At 70.8% G+C, this 19,424-nt stretch carries 12 protein-coding genes; 7 read left to right on the forward strand and 5 right to left on the reverse strand.

Going from position 1 to position 19,424, the window contains the following annotated elements; all coding sequences use genetic code 11:
* Window positions 1-306 precede the first annotated feature (306 nt).
* On the forward strand, window positions 307-831 hold the full coding sequence (locus tag ACIQRL_RS26895; protein ID WP_401336165.1) for a hypothetical protein: 525 nt from the start codon (window positions 307-309) through the stop codon (window positions 829-831).
* A gap of 395 nt (window positions 832-1,226) precedes the next feature.
* A complete protein-coding gene (locus tag ACIQRL_RS26900; RefSeq protein WP_401336167.1) occupies window positions 1,227-3,110 on the forward strand; it encodes a glycoside hydrolase family 15 protein in 1,884 nt (627 codons plus the stop codon).
* 67 nt (window positions 3,111-3,177) lie between these two features.
* Here ACIQRL_RS26900 and ACIQRL_RS26905 read toward each other — a convergent pair whose 3' ends face one another.
* A complete protein-coding gene (locus ACIQRL_RS26905) occupies window positions 3,178-3,999 on the reverse strand; it encodes a maleylpyruvate isomerase family mycothiol-dependent enzyme (protein WP_401336170.1) in 822 nt (273 codons plus the stop codon).
* Window positions 4,000-5,001: 1,002 nt separating this feature from the next.
* Window positions 5,002-5,475, reverse strand: coding sequence for an AAA family ATPase (locus tag ACIQRL_RS26910; protein WP_401336172.1), 474 nt, complete (start codon window positions 5,473-5,475; stop codon window positions 5,002-5,004).
* Between the two features lie 133 nt (window positions 5,476-5,608).
* Between ACIQRL_RS26910 and ACIQRL_RS26915 the strand changes: the two genes are divergently transcribed.
* Entirely contained in the window at window positions 5,609-5,956 is a 348-nt protein-coding gene (locus tag ACIQRL_RS26915; protein WP_401336175.1) for a DUF1330 domain-containing protein, read from the forward strand.
* Window positions 5,957-6,112: 156 nt separating this feature from the next.
* Here ACIQRL_RS26915 and ACIQRL_RS26920 read toward each other — a convergent pair whose 3' ends face one another.
* Both ACIQRL_RS26920 and ACIQRL_RS26925 read right to left on the reverse strand, forming a co-directional pair.
* A complete protein-coding gene (locus tag ACIQRL_RS26920) occupies window positions 6,113-7,345 on the reverse strand; it encodes a carbohydrate-binding protein (RefSeq protein WP_401336177.1) in 1,233 nt (410 codons plus the stop codon).
* 249 nt (window positions 7,346-7,594) lie between these two features.
* Complete coding sequence (locus ACIQRL_RS26925) at window positions 7,595-8,242, reverse strand: TetR family transcriptional regulator (protein WP_401336180.1); 648 nt, start codon at window positions 8,240-8,242, stop codon at window positions 7,595-7,597.
* Window positions 8,243-8,814: 572 nt separating this feature from the next.
* Here ACIQRL_RS26925 and ACIQRL_RS26930 point away from each other — a divergent pair.
* From ACIQRL_RS26930 to ACIQRL_RS26945, 4 genes are all read left to right on the forward strand, one after another.
* A complete protein-coding gene (locus ACIQRL_RS26930; RefSeq protein WP_401336183.1) occupies window positions 8,815-10,236 on the forward strand; it encodes a lipase family protein in 1,422 nt (473 codons plus the stop codon).
* 341 nt (window positions 10,237-10,577) lie between these two features.
* The gene (locus ACIQRL_RS26935; protein ID WP_401336185.1) at window positions 10,578-11,441 is read left to right on the forward strand and encodes a glycoside hydrolase family 16 protein; all 864 of its coding nucleotides are present in this window, start codon (window positions 10,578-10,580) and stop codon (window positions 11,439-11,441) included.
* Window positions 11,442-11,645: 204 nt separating this feature from the next.
* The gene (locus ACIQRL_RS26940; RefSeq protein WP_401336188.1) at window positions 11,646-14,588 is read left to right on the forward strand and encodes a hypothetical protein; all 2,943 of its coding nucleotides are present in this window, start codon (window positions 11,646-11,648) and stop codon (window positions 14,586-14,588) included.
* A 294-nt stretch (window positions 14,589-14,882) separates the two neighbouring features.
* Window positions 14,883-17,681, forward strand: coding sequence for a hypothetical protein (locus ACIQRL_RS26945; protein WP_401336190.1), 2,799 nt, complete (start codon window positions 14,883-14,885; stop codon window positions 17,679-17,681).
* 241 nt (window positions 17,682-17,922) lie between these two features.
* Here the strand turns inward: ACIQRL_RS26945 and ACIQRL_RS26950 are convergent, their stop codons facing one another.
* Window positions 17,923-19,356, reverse strand: a complete 1,434-nt coding sequence (locus ACIQRL_RS26950; RefSeq protein ID WP_401336192.1) for a metallophosphoesterase — start codon at window positions 19,354-19,356, stop codon at window positions 17,923-17,925.
* Between the last annotated feature and the right edge of the window lie 68 nt (window positions 19,357-19,424).

A 19,424-nucleotide genomic window follows, 5' to 3' on the forward strand; every position in this document is an offset into this window, starting at 1 on the left:
ACCGATTGAAACGATTCAATCATGGTGGGCGAGGTGACGTTATCTCAGGACGTGGGCGGCGTACAGACATTGAGCGGGGCTCGGCTGCGATCGAACGGGAACCCGGTGGAGCTCGGAGACGATGTGATGATCCGCTCAGGGGCGACGCCGGGAGGAGTCAGGTACGTCGAGCGTGACGTGTCGGCTCCGGCAGCCGCCGGAGCTGTACCCGCATTCACGAACCCGACCGAGACAGCTCAGTGACCGACCTGGGGCGGACGGACCACTCGGCGGGCGTGGTGGTCGCCCCCTGCCTATCTTGAACTGGTGAGTGGCTCCAGCGTTCCACCTGAGCGTGGAGACAGTGCGGACCGGCCGGCCGGTCATCGAACCGACTACGCGGGCGCCATCTACGGCTCGATCCTGGCCGCCTCCGTGGTGGCCACGGCCGGAACGGGAGGGGAGTACCCGCGGCTCGAGGCCGTCGTACTGCTGATGATCACCGGCCTGGTCTTCTGGGCGACCCATGTCTACGCGCAGATCGCCGGGGAACGCATGGTCGGTCAGCCCTGGTCCTGGCGGGAGATCCGCCGGATCGGTGGGCATGAGTGGTCGATCGTCGAGGCCGCCACCCTTCCCGCCGCCGCCGTGGCTCTCACCGCGGTGTTCGGCATGAGTGTGAACACGGGCCTGTGGATCGCCCTGGGCATCGCGGTGGCCCAGCAGGTCATGTGGGCGTGTCTCGGAGCCGCCCGCGCCGGTGCCTCCCGCGGGCTGATCGTCGCCGAGGGCTTCGTCAACCTGTTTCTCGGACTGATCATCGTGGCCGCCAAGGTCGTCCTGAAGCACTGATGCCATCGCCCGAGGGGCCGATGGGGCGAGGGGTCGATGGGGCGAGGGGTCGATGGGGCGATTTGGCCAAGTGCCCGAGTGGCTGATAGCCGAGCCGCCGGTGTCTGAGCAGTCGGCCAGGTGTCCGAATGGCGAAGAGCCAGGTTTCCGAGCGGCCGGATGTCCGGGATGCGTGAACACCCCGGATCCCGGTCGACCGAGAGCGGGACCGGGAATTGCACGATCCTCCCGGGGCCCGGGACGGGTGAAGCCCCGGGCCCCGGGATGTATGAAGCCCCGGGCCGCGGAGTCCATGAAGCCCCGGGCCCCCGCATCTGCGAACGCCCCGGACCTCGGATAACTGGTTAGCCTGGAGCCGAGGGGGAGGCTCGGGCGAAGGCCCAGAGGAGGCCGGAATGGCTGACGTGACTCCTGAGGCCAGGGTGAACGACGAGACCCGTGGTGCGCCCGGTGGACCCCGTGGCGCCGGCTCTCCCCGCTATCTGCCCATCGCCGACCACGGTCTGATCGGCGACCTGCGCAGCGCGGCCCTGGTCGGCACGAACGGCACCATCGACTGGTACTGCTGCCCGCGCTTCGACGCGCCCAGCGTCTTCGCCTCGATCCTGGACGCCGACCGCGGTGGTTGTTTCGAACTCGCCGCCGACGTCCCGGCGCGTACGAAGCAGTTCTACTTTCCCGACACGAACGTGCTGATCACCCGGTTCTTCGCGGACGACGGGGTCGGTGAGATCCAGGACTTCATGCCGGTCCTCGACGACTCGCGCGAGTCCGCGCGGCACCGTCTGATCCGCCGTGTGGTGTGTGTCCGCGGAACGCTGCCCTTCCGCGCGCGGGTCGCCCCCCGCTTCGAGTACGGGACGGTCCCGCACACCGTGCGCGTGGACTCCGGCCAGGCTGTCTTCGCCTCACCCGCGCTCAAGCTGGCCCTGACGTCCACGGTGCCGATCGAGGTGGCCGGTCAGGACGTATGGTCGCTGTTCAAGCTGCACGAGGGGGAGACCGCGGTCTTCACCCTCGACCAGATCGACGACGAGACGCTTCCGCGGTTCTGTGCCGTCACGGAGGCCGAGCGGGACTTCAACGCCACCGTGCGCTACTGGCGGCACTGGCTGTCCCAGTCGCGGTACCGCGGTCGCTGGCGGGAGATGGTGCACCGCTCCGCCCTGACGCTGAAACTGCTCACGTACGCCCCCACCGGCGCCATCATCGCCGCGCCCACCACGAGCCTGCCGGAAAGGATCGGCGGCGAGCGCAACTGGGACTACCGCTATGTGTGGATCCGCGATGCCGCGTTCTGCGTGTACGCGATGCTCCGTCTGGGCTTCACCGACGAGGCCGAGGCCTTCATGGGCTTCCTCGCCGAGCACGTCCAGAGCGACCTCCCCGAGAAGGTCGGACCGGACGGCCCGCTGCAGATCATGTACGGCATCGACGGGCGTCGTGACCTGCCCGAACGCGAGCTGCCCCACCTCGAGGGCTATCGCGGATCCGCTCCCGTACGCATCGGTAACGGCGCTGTCGGCCAGCTCCAGCTCGACATCTACGGCGCCCTGATCGATTGCCTCTACCTCTACGACAAGTGGGGGCAGCCGCTGTCCAGCGCGCACTGGGACACCGTCAGCGGGCTCGTCGACTGGGTGTGCGACAACTGGGATCAGCCCGACGAGGGGGTGTGGGAGACCCGAGGGGGCCGCAAACCGTTCCTCTACTCCCGGCTCATGTGCTGGGTGGCCATCGAACGGGCCATGCGGCTGGCCCGGCACCGCGGCCTGCCCGCCGACATCATCCGCTGGAGCGCGGTCCGCGACACGATCTACCGGCGGATCATGGGCCAGGGCTGGTCCACCGCCCGCAACGCATTCACCCAGACCGAGAACAGCGACATCCTCGACGCGTCGCTGCTGATGATGCCGCTCGGGAAGTTCATCTCCCCGACCGACCCGAAATGGCTCGCCACCCTCGACGCCCTGGGAGAGGACCTGGTCTCCGACTCCCTGGTCTACCGCTACGACCCGCAGGCGAGCCCCGACGGCCTCAAGGGCGAGGAGGGCACGTTCTCGATCTGCTCCTTCTGGTACGTCGAGGCACTCACCCGCGCGGGCCGGCTCGACGAGGCCCGGCTCGCCTTCGAGAAGATGCTCACGTACGCCAACCACCTCGGCCTCTACGCGGAGGAGATCGGCCACACCGGTGAGCAGTGCGGCAACTTCCCGCAGGCCTTCACCCACCTCGCCCTGATCAGCGCCGCCTTCAACCTCGACCGCAAGCTCGGCTGACCCTGGGCTGACCCCCTCCGGAGCACGCCGAATTCCTCGGGACCGCCGAGGAGGACGTTCCGCGTGCTCAGGGCGCGGTGAAGAGGCCGGGAAAGCGGGGTGCGAGCCAGGGCTTGCGGCCCCGGACGAGAATGCGGCCACGGGCGATGGGACTCACTTGTCCCTGGCGCCCGAGCGCCATCAGGAGGAAGGTGACCGGCTCGATGGAGATGGTGCAGTCCGGCCTGGCCGGCGGCTGCTCGTCGACGGTCACCAAGCCGTCGGTCAGCGTCACACCGAATCCGCCGCGGCCCCACAGCCGTATGGCGTAGCGGGCGTTCATACCGGCCGTACGGAGCGGATCGGTCACCCTCGGCATCGCGGTGAGCATGAACGGCATCGTCAGGGCGACCCGGTCCCGGTCGAGCATGTGCGGCCGGCCCAGCGCGCGGGCGAGGTCGTAGCCGTGGCCGAGCATGTGCGTGAGGAGGTACGACCCCAGCTCCAGGGGACTCATCGAGCCCAGCGGAGTGACGACGGGCCCCTCCATCGCCCCTTCCTCCAGCGCCTTCACACAGGCATCGGCATGTTTGACGATCATCGCCGCCAAGGGTTCGGCCTTCCGCTCCCCGAACGCCGCCAGCGACCGCTCGTTGGCCTCGGCGAGGCTCTGCGGTGTGCCGTCCCCGTAGGAGCGCGCATGTCCCGCCGCCAGCTCCGCCATCAGCTCGTTGGCCAGGGCCAGATGTGCCGCCGCCTCGCCGACGCTCCACTCCGCCCCTGGAATGCGGCGTTCCATGTCGGCATCGGTCCGCAGCAGCGCGGCGATCTCCTCGGCGGTCTCGTGTATCGCCCCGGCCAGCCCTTCGGGCAGCGGCCTCCGCACGTCCTGCCCAGCCACTGAGTCCACGTTGTCGCCTTTCCCACAGGCCTTGCCTCCCCGGGCTGCGGGCAGACCGGGGTGAGGCAAGGCGCCATTTGCTCACCGGGCGTACAGAAGACCAGGCAACGGGGGTGGCGACAAGACCCTGAACAGCGAGAACGCGCTTCCAGTGCTGGACGGCGGCGGCAAAACGGTCATGTGCCGCGTCAGTCGCATGACGGGCGGCTCTTGGCGCGATGCCAGAGGAGCGTCACGTGTTCCGTGGCGATGGCGTGCGGGCGGCTGACGGTCACCGTGACCCGTCCACCGGTCCGGCCAGGGAGGTCGAAGGCGTAGAGCCTGCGCCTGCCGTCAAGGAAGGGGGGGAAGTGGTCGGAGTGCGAGGGGTGTGCCGTTGCATGTCACCGACAGCACGGTTTCGCGGTCTGCGCCGATCACGTGGTGCTGGTCGATGATCCCGAGGGTGACGAGGGGGACGATCGCGGGACGGGCGGAGAAGGGGGTGTCGCCCGGGGACGAGGTGCACGTCGTCATGACGGCTCCGCCGTCCGCCGTGGCTGAGCCGAAGCAGAAACGCATGTCGGCGGTTTCCCGGACGAACAGTGCCGTCCGGGAGTCGACGGCGCCGGTGGACCTGCCTGGCGGGCGGGGAACGTTCCGGGCGGGCAACTGTGCCAGCAGGCGGGAGGTCGCTGCGGCGATCACCTCGTTCCGGGTGGGTGTTGCGGCCCGCGGCGAGGGGGTGCGTGTCGTCGTCCTCGTCACCCTTGGAGTGTGTGACTTGGCCCCGGATGAAAGGCCACCGCCGGTGCACGCCGCCGCAGAGAGAAGAACGGCGCCGGCCGGCGCGAACGAATGAAGCCTGTTCATCATTCCCCCCGTTGTCCAGGCAACGTGCCCAGCGTAACGCCGTCGCGGGTGGCACGTGCGTGGTCCGCGACCGCGGCCGCACGGGCGATCGGGAGGCGGGCGGCACTCGGCGAGTGCTGTGACGAACAAGGCCCGCGGGGGCAGGGGTTCCGGCGGACCTCAAGGCGGGGACTGTGTGCGGACCTGTTCCCCCTCACCCTTCGGTTCCTCGAATCGGGTCAGGTAGCGGTCGAACAACTCCTGGTCCACGGTGACGGAGTTGGCCCCTTCCTCTCCGTTGCGGACCTTCAGGCGACGCTCCAGCGTCGTCCGGTCGGCCTTGAGGTGGACCAGTTCCCAGCGGCAGCCGTGACTCTCGACCAGTGCCTTGTAGTCGTCACGGGCGGCGCGACTCCAGAAGCTGTAGTCCACCACCGCATCGCGCCCGGCCAGCATCAGCTCGACCAGTTCCTGCCGCTGCTCGGCGCGGACCACTTCCTTGAGCTGGTCGAACGCCGCCGCTTCCAGCACCAGGCCGGCGTCGCGTTGCCCGAGCCGTCGCCAGACCGCCTCGTCGATCGAGAGCCGGACATAGCCACGTCGCACCAATTCCATCGCGTAGGTGGTCTTGCCCGACCCCGGAAGACCACACATCAGTACAACCGTGCTCACTCGCCGCGTCACGGAGTCAGGTTAGAGGGGGCGCTTACCTCTCCGGTAATCGACTCCGGTGTCCGCGGCAGGCAGGGTCGTTCGTGTACGGAGCCCGAACGGCCGGAAGGATGTCATGACCGCTTACGCCATAGCTCACCTGCGGGAAGCCGCACCGCACCCGGAGATCGCCGAGTACATCGAGCGGATCGGCGCCACCTTCGAACCGTACGGTGGCCGATTCCTCGTGCACGCCACCCGGCATGAGGTGATGGAGGGCAGCTGGCCCGGTCATGTCGTGGTGATCGGCTTCCCCGCCATCGCCGAGGCGCGTGCATGGTGGGACTCACCCGCGTACCGGGAGATCGCACCGCTGCGCTCGCGGCACATCGAGGGGGACATCATCCTGGTCCCCGGCGTCCCGGAGGGCTACGACCCGAAGGTCACCGCGAGGGCGGTGCGGGAGACACCGCCGGCCGAGTAGCCCGCGTGCCGACCGGGGGCGTACGCACTGAGGGGACGGCGTTGCCCGGAACTCGGGTGACGCCGCCCCCTCAGGGGTACTGCTCGGTGGGAAGCGTGGAGCCGATGGAGCCGGGCGGGGCACCCGTGGGGAACCCCGTCCGGAGCCGATCAGCTGTCAGCAGGCGCCTTCGTCCTGCCACGGACCCCAGTCAACGCCGGTCGGCGTCTCGTTCTGGGTCCACCACTTGGCCTTCCAGTTGTGGTTGTTGTACGACGCCTCGTTGCCGGCGGTGTAGACCGTGGTCGAGTTCCAAGCCGTCTTGCAGCCGGTGCTCGGCGGCGTGGGAGTCGGGGTCGGAGTCGGCGTGGGCGTGGGGGTGGGCGTGCCGGTGGGCGGGGTCGCGCCGGCGAACTTCACCGAGTACTTCGCGAAGTCCCAGGAGTTCTGGGCCACGCTGGAGCAAGTGCCCGACGTACGGCCGCCGTTGTCGGCGGGTGAGCACTGACGGTCCCGGTTCAGGGACCAGAAGGTGAAGCGGTCCATGGTGTGGCTGGTGGCGAAGTCCAGAACCGTCTGGAAGTCGGCCTGGGAGAAGTACTCGCCGCTGTCACTGCGGCCGTTCATGCCCGAGAAGCCCTCGTGGGCGTACGCGGTCGCCTGGTCCCAGCCGAAGGTCGACTGGAGGATGGTGTTGAAGTTGGCGAGCGCGCTGGTCTGGGACGCGGCGCCGTTGAAGCCGCCGTCGAACGGCATGATGGAGAAGTTGTTCGGAGTGAAGCCCTGCGACTTCGCCTCCAGCAGCATCTGCTTGCCGAACCAGCCGGTTCCGTCCGCCGTTCCGGGCGTGGTGACGGACACGTACAGTCCGGGGTTGTTCTGCTGCAGGATCTTGGCGGCGCCGATCTCGTTCTTGATGGCTCCCGTGTTCTCGTACTCGGGCTCCTCAAGGTCGAAGTCGATCGCGTGGAGGCCGTACTTGGTGATGACCTGCTGGTACGCGGCAGCGGTCGAAGCCGCGTCCGCGCAGGTCTGACCGAGCTTGGTGCCGCCGTAGCCGCCGATCGAGATGGAGACGTCGCCGCCCTTGGCCCGGATGGTGTTGATGACCGACTGCACGGCGGTGTCCGAGGAGACCGCTGCCGTCCCGTCCCAAGTGGGCGAGCATCCGCCGCCGTTGGGGGCGAGGACGAAGGCGAGCTGGAATGCCTTGAGACCGGTCGCGTCCATGATGGCGGCCGCGTCCGGCGGGTCGTTGTCCAGCGGCATCAGGTAAGGGGCGGCGGCGTACGACCGGTTGCTGAGCGCGCTGGTCGCGCCTGAGGCGCTGCCCGCGACGGCTGCGATCGTGCCGACCGCAGCCAGGCTGACGGCGGCTGCCGCGCCCAGACATGCGCGAAAACGTCTCACTGTGCCTCCAGAGGGGTGGGGGAACACCAGCTTCCGGTCTCTGTCGCGACCACGTCAAATGATTGGACTGGACCAGGCAGGTCTTTGGACTAGACCAGGTGAAATCTTTACTCGGCCGCCGTTCGCTTCTCGTCCCTTGTGGGGCGCGAGGGGACGATTCACACTCGTGAGCCCCGAGCGTCCTCGGCCGGACGGGTTCTCGCCTCGCGTGCGGCCAGGATTCAACTGGCAGGTCCCGTAGGACCGTTGTCAGTACGGCAGGCCCTCCGACGCCGCGTGCAGGGCGGCGTGCATGCAGGCGGCGAGATCCTCCTCCGAGGCCTGCGCCTCGTCGGCGAAACGCACGGCGAAGTCCTCCGCCGCCGCGCGCAGTGCGCCGTTGACGGTCGCCGCGTGCACCTTCACCCGCAGATCGTCGGCGCTCCTGCCGGAACGCCGGGCGAGGAGTTCGGTGAGGACGGGCAGCGCGTCGTCGTGCGCCTGGAGCCAGACGGCGCGCAGCGCGGGCTCGGTGGGGGTCATGCGGATCAGGTCGAGCACCGCCGGGTCGGCGGACGGCAGTCGCCCGTGCCGGCAGGAATGGGTGAGGAAGTCCAGCAGGCCGGTCTCCGGCGGCCAGTGCCGCAGTTGGTCCGTGGCGGCGTCGAGTCCCGCTGTGAGCAAGGGGCGTACGCAGCTCTCCTTGGTCGGGAAGTGGCGCCACAGGGTGCGGGTCGAGACGCCCACCGCCTCCGCGATCTGGTCCCCCGTGGTGCTCGTGACGCCCTGTGAGACGAACAGGCGAACGGCCTCGCGGGCTATGTCCAGCCGGAGCGCCTCCTTGCGTCGTTCGCCCAGTGACGGCCTCGCGGCCGCGGCGGCCTTCGTGGCCCGGTCTGCGGGTGCCGTATCGCGCACCGTCGCCCCACCACCCCTGTCTCGTCGACCGCTGGCAGCATAGCGAGCCCCTCAGAAATGACGCATGCAGACATCTTGTCACTGAGTGACATCCGCTCCTACTCTCCTGATGTGACTCGGGAGTAACTAACGGGCGTCGCACGGGACTTCGGCGTCCGTTGCTGTCGAGGACACAGACAGGAACAGGGCAGCACAGGACAGGCGAGTCAGCACGGGACGGCGGAGCCACAGCCACGAGCACCGGGCTGCGCCGTAGACAGAAACCCCCAGGACATCCGCCCCGCCCGGCGTCGTACGACGTGTGGGCGGGCGCCGCACCGCGCGCCGCCCGGCCGACGGCGCGCGGGCGGTCCCTTCGTCCTGCCCACCTCCCACGACGCGGGCGGGGCGGTCCCTTCCCGCCCACGCCCGTCTCCGGGTGCTGCCCTTTTCCCCGCACCGACCCGAATCCGCCGTCAGCGGTCCCGAGACGGCGGCTCGGTCGGCACCTCAGCCAGAGCCGGTGTCACTCCATGGACGCCGTCGGCCGCCCGCACGACCCCCACGTCTTGACGAAGCAGGGAGTGAGCCGCATGGAACGACCCCACAACACCCGTCAGCCGCATCCGGTGTCCAGCCGACGTCCCCACCCGGAGCGGACTTCCCCCGCCGCGCGCCCCGGACCCGCCGCACCGAACCGTGGCCGCCTCCTCGCCACCGCACTCGCGGCGCTCGCCTGCCTGAGTGTCCAGGCGATCCCCGCCGCGGCCGCCGGCACGGACGACGTGGTCTCCCGCGGCGTGACCATTCCCGCGTTCTACACGCCGCCCGCGAGCCTCCCCTCGGTCAACGGCGCCCTCGTCCGCAGCGAACCGCTTCCGCTCGCCCTCAGCCTCCCCGGCCTCGACGGTCCGCTCCCCGGCACCGCGACCCGCCTGATGTACAGGTCGACCGACTCCAACGGGCAGCCCGTAGCCGTGACCGGCGCCTACATCGAGCCCTCGGCCGCCTGGAAGGGCGGCGGCCCACGCCCCCTGGTGGCCGTGGCCCCCGGCACCATGGGCCAGGGCGACCAGTGCGCGGCCTCCATGGGCCTTGAGCACCCGATCACCCTGAACGGCCAGACGGTGTCGGTCGGTTACGAGGATCTCGCGATCTACCGGCTCCTGGCCGCGGGCACCGCGGTGGTCGTCACCGACTACGTCGGGCTGGGCGCGACCGACCGGCTCCACACGTACGTCAACCGCCTCGACGGCGGCCACGCACTGCTCGACGCCGTCCGCGCGGCCCGCGCGCTGACCGGGGCGTCGATCACCTCCGCCTCACCCGTAGGTCTCTTCGGCTACAGCCAGGGCGGCGGCGCCAGCGCGTCGGCGGCAGAGCTCCAGCCCTCCTACGCCCCGGACATCACCCTGGCCGGCACCTACTCCGGAGCGCCGCCCGCCAACCTCACCGAGGTGATCAAGGGCATCGACGGCAGCGCCCTCGCCGGTGCCCTCGGCTGGTCCCTCAACGGCTTCCTGCAGTCCGACCCCGACCTGCGGGCCATCGCCGACGCCCACCTGAACGCCGCCGGGAAGGCCGCGCTGAACGACCTGTCCACGATGTGCGTCGGCGACGCGATCCTCGGATACGCGTTCAAGAAGAGCACGTCCTGGACGACGGACGGCGAGTCCGTCAGCGACCTCGTCGCGAGCACGCCGGCACTTCAGGCCACGCTCGACAACCAGCGCATCGGCAACCTGAAGCCGACCAGTCCGGTACGCCTGGCCACCGGTATCCAGGACGACATCGTCCCGCACGCCCAGGCCCGTCAACTCGCCGTCGACTGGTGCCGCAAGGGCGCGAACATCACCTACGACGCCATCAACCTGCCGAACCTCGGCGACGGACTGCTCCTCAACCACCTCACGCCCCTTCTCACCGACCAGAGCGACGCCCTCTCCTGGCTGACCGACCGCCTCTCCGGCAAGCCGGCCGGATCCAACTGCTGGACGATGCCCCTGCAGCCCTGACACGCGTGCCGCGGGCCCCGGCGCGGATCCACCGCGCCGGGGCCCGCGGCACACCGAAGAACACCGGACCCCGGCGCCCGCAGCACACCGGACGCAGGGGCCCGCGAGTCCGGCGCGTCGGAGCCGGACCATCCGCATCGTGAGGTGTCCACGGGGTGGTGCCGCCCCCGCCGTCACGCGAGGATGCTCCTTCGCGTGGTGCTCACCGCCGCGGACGGTGTCCGGAGCGGTGCTCGCCGGTCCTGGGCGGGGGACAGCGGCGGCACCCGCGCGCCGAGGAGCGAGGGAGGCCCCCGATGGGTTCACACGCGGCGCCCGGCCGACGGGGGCGCGCTCTGCTCATGCCTCTCGCTCTCGCCCTTCTGGCCGGCGCCCTGTTCTGGGTCCCCCGTGCCGACGGGGCACCGCGCCCGGCGGACGCCTGCCACAACGCGAGCACGGTTCTGCCCCGCGGAGACTGCGGGCCGTTCTGGCAGGTCCTCGCGGAGGACTTCAACGGCGACCGGGTGCCGCTGGGTTCGTTCAGGGACTGCGACCACGCCGTCGACACGTCCGGCGCGTACTGCGGTGGGCTGAGCGGCAAGTACCGCGACAACTGGTGGGCGTATCCCACCGGTTGGCGCGACACGGCGAACGACCGGGGCCGGGACGTGGTGGGCGAGTACCACCCCGAGGACACGGTGAGCGTGGGTCCCGGCGAGAACGGCGACGGGATGATGCGCATCCGCATGTGGCGTCCCGAGGACGGAGGCCCCGTGCACGCTGCGGCGCTGGTACCGCGTGCCGTGATGCAGATGGCGTACGGCAAGTACAGCGCTCGTATCAAGGTGGCGAAAGCGGTCCCCGGATACAAATCCGCGTGGCTCCACTACGGCGGCGGCTGCGAGATGGACTATCCCGAAGGCGAGTGGACCGGCACCATGACCGCGTTCCACCATCCGTGCGGAGGGGGCGAACAGGGCTACTTCCCGAGCAACGACGACTGGACCCGGTGGCACACCGTCTCCACGGAATGGACTCCCGGGCGGGTGCGCTTCTTCGTCGACGGACGCCGGATCGGCGAGGACAACCGACGGGTTCCCTCCGCGCCCCTGTCCTGGGTGCTGCAGAACGAGAGCGCGCTCGAAGGCCCCGGCGCGGCGCCGGGCAGCAGCGCCGAGCTCGACATCACCTGGGTGGCCGCCTACGCGTACGGGTGGAAGTGACCGGCCGCGCGCGCGAGGCCGTGGAACAGGCACGGTCGCGGAAAGCGCCGCACACCGCACCGAGCCCGTCCCCCCGCGCGTGTCCGATCCGAAAGGCAAGCGGCCGCAATCGCTCAATGGGCGCCTATTAGAGGCAAAAGCCCTTGAATCGGCCCGGCTCTTCCTAGGCTCGCCTCCTGTTTCTCAGCATCCGGGAGGCCCCGCGTGCCGCAACCCCATCGGACGAACGAACCTGACCTCGTCCTCCCCGGCGGTTTCGACGACATCGTCCGAGTGATCGACCGCTACGTCGTCGACCGCCGAGCCGGTATCCCGCCCGGGCAGCAGAGCGCACGGCACCGGCTGCCCGCCCTCCTGCTCACCCGCGAGCCTGCGGCCGGCCCGGCCGCGGAGGGCACCACCGCGTCCGGACCCACGGCGGCCGACACCGCACGGGGCGAGCCGGATCCGGCCCTCGCGGCCCTGGTGCACCTGTACCACCACCGTCTGGTGCGCCTCACCACGGGGGAGTCGGGCCACCTGGCCAGCCTCGCGCCGCATGCCCTGGTCGACGAGGAACTGCTCGCGTGCGACCAGCCCGGCGAGAACGCCGAGCGGCAGGACGGCCCGCACGTACGGCTGTTGGACGGGGTGGCCAGGCAACTGCGCGTCACCATGCCGGACGGTTCCGGCACCTTGCGGCTGACCGAGTTCGACGCCTGTCTGTCGGTGCTGCGCGCCGCCATCGTCCCGGGCGACGTGATGGACGAACGGCGGGCCCTGCGCGACCGGATCTATGACAAGTACGCCTGGAAGTTCGGGTTCGCCGCCGAGGTGGGCGCCCTCGGCGACGAACTCGGCGCGAAGCACTGGTCGGCGATCACGAAGCTGGTGACCACACCACTGGCCTGGCTGTGGCGGTGGTCGTACGGCGTACGGATCGACCGCGGTGCCCGCTTCCGGTGGGTCGGCGGGATGCTGGACGAGCCGGGGCGCAGCTTCCTCAACGCCGCGATGTCCCTGCGCGACGCCCACCTGCGATCCCGGGCCCAGGACAGGGCCGATCAGGAAGCGACGGCCGGGCCGGGTACGGCGGCTTCCGCCAGGTCCGCGGCGTCCGCGGTGTCGGCCCGTGACGAGGCGGTGGTCCGGCAGGTCCTGCTGACCGCGCTCATCCATGACCTGGCGCGGGCGGCCCGTCCGCCCGTGTGGAGCGTGCGCAGGCCACGGCGGCGCTGGCCCTTCGTCCTGCTGCTGCCGACGGTGGGCGGCGACGTCTCCCCGAGCCGCAAGCTCCTGAACTCCTTCTCCGCCGTCTCCGAGGACATCGGGACCTGCCCGCTGCTCATCCTCGGCGCCGCCACGGCGGACATCCCGCCGTACGCCGCGGGCCTGACCCGGCCCGGCATCCCGAACCAGGGCACCCGGCAGAACGCCCCCGCCACGCCGGCTCAGGCGGTGGCCTCGCTCCTCGCGGCGGGCGCTTCCGGGCAGCCGGTCGAAGCGGTGCGCGCGGTGCCCCTGTCACGCGTGCCCGACAACGGGGCGCTGGCCGAAGAGGCTCCCGTGCAACGGCCCGTGCGCTCCCGCGAGCGGCGTGCGCGCGACTGGCTGCGTCCCGCGGTGGCCGTCCTGGGCGTGCTGGCGTTGATCGCCGCCGGACTGTTCCAGCTCCTGGGGCACGGCGAGACACCCACCCCCGCCGGAACCCGCGCCGCGTCCCACGCCACCGACACCTGGTGTCCGCGGGTCAGTACCGGCGAACGCGTCGGGATCACCGACGGCAGCGACGGGTGCGAACTCGCGCATGGCCTGTACGCGCCCGAACTGAAAGCGCTCGAAGCCCAGTTGGGCCGTCAGAACGCCCATGTCGAACGGGCCGGACCCTATCGCACCCTGGTCTTCTTCGCTCCGCTGAGCGTCGGTTCCGCGTCACGCCGCACCGTGCCCACGGGCTTCCAGATGCTGCGCGGCGCGCTGCTCGCCCAGAAGGAGGTGAACGCCCTCAACCTCAAGTCCCAGATGCCGATCCGGCTGCTCGTCGCCAACGCGGGGGAGTACTTCGCGTACGGATCGCACGGCGGACTCAACACGAAGAACCACAGTCGTGTGGATGTGGCCCACATGATCGTCGACCGCATCCACCGGGACCACATCGCCGGCGTCATCGGCCTCACACAAAGCCGTCCGGAGTCCCTCCAGGCCGCCATCGAACTCGACGCCCAGGGCGTCACGGTCCTCGGTACCGGAGTCTCGGGCCAGCCCATGGTCGAGGGCGACTCCCCGGTGTCGTACTTCCAGCTCTCGGCGCCGGACGCGCGGGTCGCCCGCGTCATGGCGGCCTTCGCCCGGCGCTCACCCCGGCTGGCGGCTCTGACCAAGGTCGCGCCGGGGCACACCGCGCCTGCCGCCGTTTTGGTCTTCGACCCGCACGACACGTACTTCAGCGCGGATCTGAAGAAGCGGTTCACCGACGCCTACGGTTCGGCGGGGCCGGTCTACCCGGTGCCGTACGGCGAATCGAGCAACGACAGCCAGACGCCCTCCGTTGCGGCCGGCATCTGCGCCCTGATCCGCAGGACCGACGGTTTCATCCTCTACGCGGGCCGCTCCAGCGTCATGTACGACCTGTTCTACTACCTGCAGAGCGACAAGCAATGCCGTACGCACCAGGGCCGCGTCGCCGTGCTGGCCGAGAGCCCCGCTCCCAATCTCGTGCTGCACCCGGAACTGATGGCGCAGCAGTACGGCTCGCTCAGTCTCTTCTACAACCAGTTCAGCCTGCCCGACACCAAGGGGCCCTTCGCCACGAACTTCCGCAGTTCCTACGGGATCTTCTCCGACAGCGACTCCGCCGCCGGGTACGACGCGGTGCGGGTCTTCTTCCAGGTGATGAACGAGATCTCGGTCACCGACCCGCAGTTCACCCCCAGTGCCGTCGTCACGTTCCTCCAGTCGACCGGAGTCACCGATTTCGTGGGCGAGTCGGGGATCATGACCTTCGGCAAGGGACACAAGTATCCGGTGAACAAGGAAGTCGACATTCGGGAGATCACCGAGGACGGCACCAGAATCACCGACCTGACGTGCGGAGCCGTAGCCGTGAAAGCGGCCCCGGTGACGCGCTGGGGCCCTTCCGGGAACTTCCTCTGCCCGGAGGACGACTGAGAAGAGCCCCGTGTCACGCGTCCGAGCACGGCGGCCCGGACGCGTGACGAAGGCCGGCTGCCGCGCACCGGCTTCCGCGCCGGTGCCTCGCTTCTCCTCTCCTCCTCTCTTCGCTTCCTCTCTCCTCTCCTCGCCGGACCGTGTGACTCCGCTTACCCGTAGGGGAGTTGAGGCGGCGGAACATCGGTGACAAGAGGCAACCCCTCGGCTTCGCCTTCCGTCCTCGTGGGACGGGGGAGCGCTTCGGGACCAACGGGGCGACGGGGGCGAATGCCGACCAAGAGGAGAAGAACCTTGTTCCGTGTCCGGCGAATAGGCATCGTCGCTGCGCTGTTACTCGCAGCGGTCGCGGGATCGCCAGGATCGACCCAGGCACACCAGAACACCACCGGCTCCGCACCGTCCACGGGACTCGCGTGGGCAGCGGACTCCGACGGCGGACTTCCCGCCGGGTGGAGTGTCCGTGGGGAAGGATCGGCGCGACAGCTTGTCTGGCGCTCCGACGCTCCGGTACCCATCAGTGATTCAGGCGTCGCGTTCTACGCAGGGGACCGCCTTCTCGGCCGGCCCGTCGGCGCGCCGGACGGCCGCTCCTTCCGGCTCGCGATCGGCGAGGCGCGGCTCGGCAAGCCGTCGGACCTCCAGGCACGGACCGGCGAGCGGCGCCTGGACGCGGCGGGCGCCGACCAGAACAGGCCCGCCGGGCAACGACCCGGACTCGCGGGCCGGCCGACAACCCGGCTCCCCGCCAACGCGGTCGACCCCGGAAAGCCGGGCACCTACCGGACGGTCACCGGCGACTACGCGCTCGCCTCGATCCGACTGCCCGGCTTCGCCCAGCCCGTGGAGATGCGCGCGGTGGTGGTCGCGCCCACCGACGCCCCGGGACACCGGCCGCTGGCCCTGTTCCTGCACGGCCGCCACGCCACCTGCTACACCGGTCACGGCGACGAGACCGACGGAGCATGGCCGTGCCCCGCGGGCTCGAAACCGATCCCGAGCTACCAGGGCTACCTCGCCGACCAGAAACTGCTGGCCTCCCAGGGATACGTGACGGTGTCCATCGCCGCCAACGGCATCAACGGGCAGGACTACGCGGCGGAGGACGGCGGCGCACAGGCCAGATCGTCCCTGGTGCGGCAGCACTTGGCCCGCTGGGCCGACTGGGCGGCCCACCCGGGCTCCGCGCCCGCGATCGTCCGACGGGGGGCTCCCGCCGACCTGTCGCGCGTCCTGCTCGTCGGCCACTCGCGAGGCGGTGAGGGCGTGAACCGGGCGGCCATGGACAGCCTGTACCGCGCCCCGGCCGACCAGGACGGCTACCGCGGACCGGTGCGCTGGCACATCCGGGGCACCGTACTGATCGGCCCCACCGTCTTCGGGCAGAACCCGACGCCCGACGTGCCGTCGGCGACGATCCTGCCCGGCTGCGACGGCGATGTGTCCGACCTCCAGGGCGAGATGTACGTGGACGCGACCCGCGGTGTCAGCCGTGGCGCCGCCCTGCACAGCGCCGTCTACATGGTCGGCGCCGACCACAACTTCTTCAACAGCGAGTGGACTCCGGGCCAGGCCCAGGCACCGGCGGAGGACGACTTCTGGAGCGGGGACCAGCCCGACCGGGTGTGCTCGCCCGGCACCGCAACGAGACTGACGGCCCGTCAGCAGCAGACGGCCGGGGCGACCTACATCGCCGCCGCCGCGCGGCTGTTCGTCGCCGGCGACGACCGCGTACGGCCGCTGCTGGACGGTTCGGGCCGTCGCGCGCCCTCCGCCGACCCCGCGCGGGTTCTCACCCACGCGGTCGGAGGACGCCGGACTCCGGCCTTCCTGCCGGACGGACAGGTCTCCGTCGACGGCGGCCGGCTGTGCGCGGAGGTGGACGAGAACGAGTCCGCTGCCTGCCTCGGCTCCGGCACCAACGGTGTCTCGCCGCACTTCGCCCGCTGGGAGGCGCCGAAGGAGCCGGCCCGGCGCGCCGTGGCACTGCGGTGGACGGCCGCCGGCTCCACGGTCCGGGTCCGCTCGGCGCGGCCGGTCTCGATCGCCGGATCCCAGGCGCTGGCACTGCGCCTGATCGTGCCGCCGAACACCAGGGACACCCGGTTCGACGTCACCCTGAGCGACACGGCCGGCCACCGGGCGACCCTCGGCCGCGTCCACCTCGACGGCCTGCCCGGAACCGGCCGCACCGCCTCCCACTGGGGCCAGGAGATCCGGCTGCCCCTGACCGCCGCCACCCGGGCGGGTGTCGACCTGCACCGGCTGACGACCCTGGGACTCGTCCCGCGCACCGGGTCCGGGCAGGCCTGGCTCATCGACTCGTGGGGATGGCGCCCCGGCACACCCGCCGTCCGGGCCGCGGCCCTGACACGCGTCGACATCGGGCGGCTCACCGTCAAGGAGGGCGACAGCGGCATCCGGACCTACCACGTGCCGGTGAAGGTCACCGGCCACGGGAGCGGCACCGTCCGTCTGTTCGTCGCCGATCCGGACACCGGCCGGACCACCTCGCGTCTGGTGACCGTACGACCCGGCAGCCAGAGTCCTGATGTGTTGGTCGAGGTCCGGGGCAACACACGCTTCGGCTACGACGTGTCGCACGACATCTTCGTGAAGGCGGTCCAGGGTGCGGTGATCGGCGCCCACCGAGGCGGCGTCACCGCGCGGAACGACGATCCGGCCCCCACCCTCACGGTGACCCCGGCCGCCGCCCGCGCCGCCGAGGGCCGGAACCTGACCTGGCGGATGTCCCTCTCCACGGCGGCCGACGCGGACATCCAGGCCGACATCGCCGTCCTGCCGGTCACCGGCGGCGCCGAACTGTCCACCACCGACGTCGATCCCCAGTGGCTGCGGGAGAACTCCGGCGAGGAGCCGCTGCCGTCACGGCCGCTGTCCCAGGTGCGCGGACTCTTCCTGTTCGTCGATGTCCCGGCCGGCCGGACGAGCGCCGAGATCACCATCCCCACCGTCGCGGACACCGTGACCGAGCCGGAGGAGACGGCACGGCTGCGGCTGACCGTCTACGACGGGAGCGGTACGCAGCACGACGGGCCGGAGTTCACCGGCACGGTGTACGACCCGTCGTAGCCCGCCGCCGACCCGCGCGCCGGCCGGACCCGGACCCATCGGACCCGGGCATCGGCCGGCGCGCGGGACCGGCATCCCCGGCGCCCCCACGGCACCGGCGCGAAGCGCGACAGGTGCCCGAAGCCGTGCGAGGAGCGGACCGCGGCACCGCGTCCGGCGGGACGGGGTGGAGGTCGTGCGCTGCTGCGCGGCCGATGGCATCGGCCCGCTCCCCGTACCGGGCACGACCGGCCGTACGGTCCTACGCGGCACCGCGGACGGCGGCGCTCGCCGGCAGCCGCGGGGTGATGCCGGACAGGTCGCGCGCCGTGACGCTGTTGCGGTCGCGGACGGACCGCCCGAGGGCGTACTGCGGCCACAGTCCGGCCGCGACCCGTCGGCCCCGCTCACTCCACTCCCTGGCCGGTTCGCTGTTGCTCCTGTAGTAGTTCAGCGCGTAGCCACCGGTGTGGACGCGAAGCAGCACGAAGCCACCCGGGTAGTCCTTCGAGGCGCCGACCTCCTGCAGGGTGACATGCCCGGCCCGCGCAAGGACGGTGCGTTTGTTGCGGTGGGTGTGCCCCGAGTGGTGCAGGAAGACGCCGGGCGCCATGGCGTAGGCGTCGAGGATGCCGCGGGCCTGACGACGGTCGAGGCGCTGTCCGCTCGTCACGGGGAAGGGCGAGCGGCGGACCGTGAGCGGATGATGGCCGAAGACCACGGTCGGCCGCTCCCCGTCCTTCTTCAACTGGGCTCGGAACCAATGAAGTTGTTCGGCCGAGAGCCCACCGGCGTCACCGCCGTTGCCGCGCTTGTCATAGGTGTCGAGGCCGATGATCCGCAGCCCGCCGAGCTCTCGGGTGAAGTACGCGGGGCCGTCGCCGCCGAAGAAGTGGTCCCGGAAACCGTCGTCCGACTCTCCCGGGCCGCTGCCCCGGGGCCGGTCGTGGTTGCCCCGTACGACGAAGTAGTCCTGCCCGTGCTCGCCGAAGCCGTCCAGGATCCGTCCGGCCTCCAGCAGGTCCCGCGGCGCGCCCCGGGCGGTTATGTCGCCCGCGGCCAGCAGGCGGTCGGCGCCGCGTCGACGCGCCTCGTCGACCAGCGCCCGGGCCATGATCTCCGGATACGGGGCGAGGCCGAGCTCCTGAGAGATGCCGCGCAGCAGCGGAACGCCCGCGATCAGACCCGCCGTGGTCTCCCCGAGATGCAGGTCGTTGCAGAGCGCGATCGACATCACATGGCGGCCCGGTGGCGGCTCCGGTGTGGTGAAGCAGTACGGGCCGTCGCGCGAGCCGAGCCCGTGCGGGGAGGTTCCCACCGCGTTGCCGCGCACCAGGTGCAGCGGTGTGGGCGTGGCCGCCGAACCCCGTGAGTGTGCCTGGTAGTAGTAGGTCTGGCCGGGTTCCAGATCCGTCAGTTCCACCGTGTGGTGGGCGGTGCGACGGCCTTCGGAGGCGGTGCGGTTCAGCCGGGCGGGATGGGTCCCGTAAAGGACCTCACCCTCGGTCACGGCCGGGAGCATCCGGCCCGGCCCGTTGCCGGTGGCGGGTGCTCCGGTGAACCAGGTGATGATGGCGCGGTCCTCCAGGAGGGTGACCAGCTCCAGATGCACGGCGGACACGGCGTCGGGGGAGCGGGGCGTGCGTGCGGATGCCGTACGGCGCGGGGCGACGGCGGGAAAGCGTCGGCGTTGCATGCCCGTTGGGTGCCCACGCGCGGTGAACGCCGCCGGTGCCACCGAGGGCGGGAACCTGAAGCGGGGCC

The organism is Streptomyces sp. NPDC091209, from assembly GCF_044757755.1.
In the GTDB taxonomy this organism is placed as follows: domain Bacteria; phylum Actinomycetota; class Actinomycetes; order Streptomycetales; family Streptomycetaceae; genus Streptomyces.